At 32.8% G+C, this 3,896-nt stretch carries 4 protein-coding genes; all 4 read right to left on the reverse strand.

The genetic code is table 11. The features are described from left to right. Positions 1 to 2,241 (reverse strand): hypothetical protein (locus CQA53_RS12550; RefSeq protein WP_181882439.1); only part of this gene is annotated, 2,241 nt, incomplete at its 3' end. Further along, on the reverse strand, positions 2,130 to 2,831 hold the full coding sequence (locus CQA53_RS12555) for a hypothetical protein (RefSeq protein ID WP_181882441.1): 702 nt from the start codon (positions 2,829 to 2,831) through the stop codon (positions 2,130 to 2,132). The genes CQA53_RS12555 and CQA53_RS12550, both read right to left, overlap by 112 nt. After that, positions 2,832 to 3,584: a lysozyme inhibitor LprI family protein gene (locus CQA53_RS12560; RefSeq protein ID WP_181882442.1), complete on the reverse strand. Its 753-nt coding sequence runs from the start codon at positions 3,582 to 3,584 to the stop codon at positions 2,832 to 2,834. It lies immediately after the preceding gene. Between the two features lie 85 nt (positions 3,585 to 3,669). Then, a complete protein-coding gene (locus CQA53_RS10360; protein WP_115543890.1) occupies positions 3,670 to 3,894 on the reverse strand; it encodes a hypothetical protein in 225 nt (74 codons plus the stop codon). Positions 3,895 to 3,896 lie beyond the last annotated feature (2 nt).

Here is a 3,896-nt window from a genome sequence, read left to right on the forward strand (position 1 = left end):
ATAATATTCCCCCTCTGGAATAGCTCCTTTATCTTTCTCCTTTTGCCAATCTTTATCAAGACAGAAATAATATGTTGTATTATTTAATAATCCTTTCTCTTCATATTCTACAAAGTGTGTATAGCCCTTCTCTCTTTGTAATTGCTCTTTTTGCTTATTATTTAGGGCATTACCACTAAAGGCTACAAAGATTCTATCTTTATGAGGTTTAGTAGAATCTACACTATCTTTCTTTATCTCCCCATACTCTACTATCATTAATTCTTTGCCATTAAATCTAAAAGATAAAGGATAGGCTATCCTAAGACATTGACATACTTTAGGGCTAGGACTACCCATATAGGCATAGATATAGAGATAGTTTGTCTTAGTTATATCAAAGTATTCTTTCAGAATCTTTACTTGATAGGTTTCTCCTGTAATGCCTTTATCTATCTTAAACATTTTATGACTACTTGGATTTTGTGGTGGATTTTGAGAATCTGTAAGGATATAAGCCCACTTGGTTTCATCTTTATCTTCTTTGCTTGGATTATCTTTATTATGCTTAGCTTTAAGCATGACTTCATCATTAGGTTTATAATACATAGCCTTGCCTGCTTCATATACTATTTCTTTGACACGAAGTGTTGTTGGTTTTGTTTGCAAGGGTGTTTTGCTCGTTTTAAGCTTAGCATCAGTTATGATGTATCGTTTAGCAAGTTTAGCTAACTTGTTGATTTGGAAATTTGCATTAGCATTATGTGTGCATTCTGCTATGCTTTCATTATCATTCTTTATAGCTTTAGAATCTATCACTATGTGAGAGCTTAGATTTCTTTGAGAGACTTCATCTTGTTGTGGGAGATTGAGTGTGAGAGAAAAAGTAGCACTATAATCATCTTTGATGATTCGCTCTAGTTGTTGTTTGTTTTCACAATCATAGAGATAGAGTTTGTCATCTTTATTTAACCCATAGAGATTGAGATTTTGCACGATAACTTCAAAGTTACCCTCATGAGAACAATCTGTATTATGCGGAGTGGTATCATCTGCTAGGTGGAGGCTTATTCCAAAGTATCTTTGTTTGCAATCACTACCTAAGATATAGTTGATATTATCCTCTCCTATCTCATCTTTGGCAAAGTTATGTATTTCTATGAAATCATTGGTATTATTTATTTTGTCATTATAGATTCTAAGTATCGGGGATATGAGATGAGAATTATCATCACTATGAGGAGCTTTCTCAAATATATATGTCTCTTTGGTATCACCCATATCACCTATGGCTTTAAGTGTATTATCGTTTTCTTTTTTCATTGATTGTTTTGAGCCAAGCAAGAGATGAACTATGATATTATTTGTTGTATCACTCTTTGCATAGAGTATTTCGCTATTGCGTGTATCTATACCACTGACATCAAGCTTTGCCCCTTCAAATACGACAATACTTAAGAATGTATTACTTGGTTGTTTGAAGCTATAAGTGGGAGTGTTATTGCTAGAATCCCTATTTGACTTAAGGCAAATGATAAGAAGTGCTGTAAGTTTTCTTGTATCACCTCTTTCTTGAAGGGCGATAGTTAGGTTTTCACAATCTCTCGTATCTGCTAAGACATAGATATTCTCTAGTGCGTATTGAGATATAGTGCCTTTAGCAAAGGTGAAGTTGATATAGTCGAGGTAGGGGGAGAGGGTAGTGGTAATATTTGTAAATTCCTCATTGCTCACATACGAATAATAATTTTCTGCGGTAGTGTGGTATTTATTGTATTCGCCTGATAGTGTTGTAGCAATTCTATCAATCGCTGTGCATTCACTATAAGTTTGCAAAAAAGATAGATAAGTATAGCGATTAGGTAAATTTAATCCTCTAGCAGTATTTGCTTCTTTGAAATTAAAATTAAGATAAGAAAATATATCTATACTTGTAGAAAAATATTCTATATTATTATTTTCATCTTTGTTGTTTAATCTAAACATGGCGGCTTCTTGAATTCTGCGACGATAGTAGGTATATGTTCGTTTATGAATATAATATCTGCATATATCAGCATAATATCGTATAGAAAACCATGCTAAAAACCTATTCTTTTTTTGCAAGGCTTTTTTTAACAAAATAAGGTCTTTGGTTGATGTCGATTTGTCTAATTGAGTAAATCTTGCTGGGCTTTGATAATAAATTGAAAGCAAAGGGATAAATTCTTGCGGATTGATTGCTTGTGTTTGACTAAGGCACTTAGATACCCTACGCCCCATGTATTAAGTTTATTTCTTAGTGCTATTTTATTGTCAAATGAAATAATTTTTTTAATATTAATACTTTCATCATTTGTAAGCTCAAATACCATATTAGAATTAAGTTGATTATTTCGATTTTCTGCATTATTATAAATAGCGATATTGTTTTGCAAAATAGTGTTTATATCATTTTGTAAATTTTGAATTATCACCACATTGCGTCTAGGGGATTCTTGAGAACTATTGGCTTGCAGATTATTATCCCTTTTATATTCATCAATCTTGTTTTTTATTTCTTGAGAGGCTGTATTGATAAGAGTTTGCATTGACTGGCTTGCATGGGTAAGTAATGAATTGATATAGCGTTTTACTTGCGGTTCTGTATTAAGATTTGTTTGAGTTTCTAGCATGCTTGGTGTAAGAATACCGCATTTATACATTAAAATTACTTTTCTCCATTCTATTACTTCAATATTGAATCCTATACCAATGGTTGCAATCGTTTTACTATCAGTATAAATATATTTCCTTGCTCCTTCCACTAACCTTACCAAAGTAAGCAATCTTATTTCAAAATCATTATAGCTTTGATTAGTCGTTTTTAGCATTTATTTTCCTAGTAGTTTGTTGAGCTTCGTATCCACTCTAAAAGCTTTGTCAAGTTTATTGTAATATTCTCTATGCTCTAGCGCAACCTCATTATAATCTGAATCTACAGACATTCCACCTGTGGTAACCCAATTAAATCTTTCTGCACTAAAATTAAAAAATTCTAAAATAATATTTTTATGTTTAGCATCAAAAAATCTATCATAGAGATTATAATAAGCAAGATTTGCTATGATGTCATATCTCCCGCTACTATAATAAGGATTGCCATCTGGATAATCCTTTTCTATAAACTCTAATAACTTTTGCTCCCCTAGCATATTATAGGCGATATACACTAAGGCTTCCAAATAAATATCTTTTATGCAAATAGGAAGCTCTTTATTCTCGATATATTCTGTATTTCTCAAAGATGAATAATAACAAGCTTTTGAGTTTCTAGCTTCCATCACTTGCCTATTAAAAGCCTTGAGATTCTCTCTTGTCTCTTTCCCTTGTGGCGTATCCTTTAGGATAGCTTTGAGTGTGGTAAAATAAAGCTTAGAATACAATCTATCTAGCCTCGCTAATTCACTATCGCTACAAATCATCTTTTCTATCTTTGTGGTGGCTTTAGTGCAATCAAAGCTAGGCTTTGCTTCCTTTGGGCTTTGTGCAAAGGCTAGATTCACACATAGGCTTAGTGTCATAAAAATCAATAGAATCCCTCTCGCTTTCTCTCTTGTAAAAGTGTGTATTTGTCTATTATCCATTGCTACCTTCCTGCTTTAGTATGTTGTTATTTATATCATTTGATGATATATGCCATTTTGTAGCATCTTGATAGGCTTTTTAAGTTTATTCACTCTTCACCTCTCCACCTTTGACTACAAGTCCTTTGCTATCTATCACTACTTCTACTCCACCTGCTTTTATGATGACAGAGTCTCCTTTGGCTATGATTTGGGTTTCGCCCACTTGGTGTATGATTTCATTTCCTGCTTGTGTGATACAATCACTTTGTAATTCTAGCGTAGCATTGTCAGCTTGAAGTGAATATTGTTCCTCTACATTGTGTTGCATAG

It is taken from the genome of Helicobacter didelphidarum (genome assembly GCF_003364195.1).
Lineage (GTDB): Bacteria > Campylobacterota > Campylobacteria > Campylobacterales > Helicobacteraceae > Helicobacter_A > Helicobacter_A didelphidarum.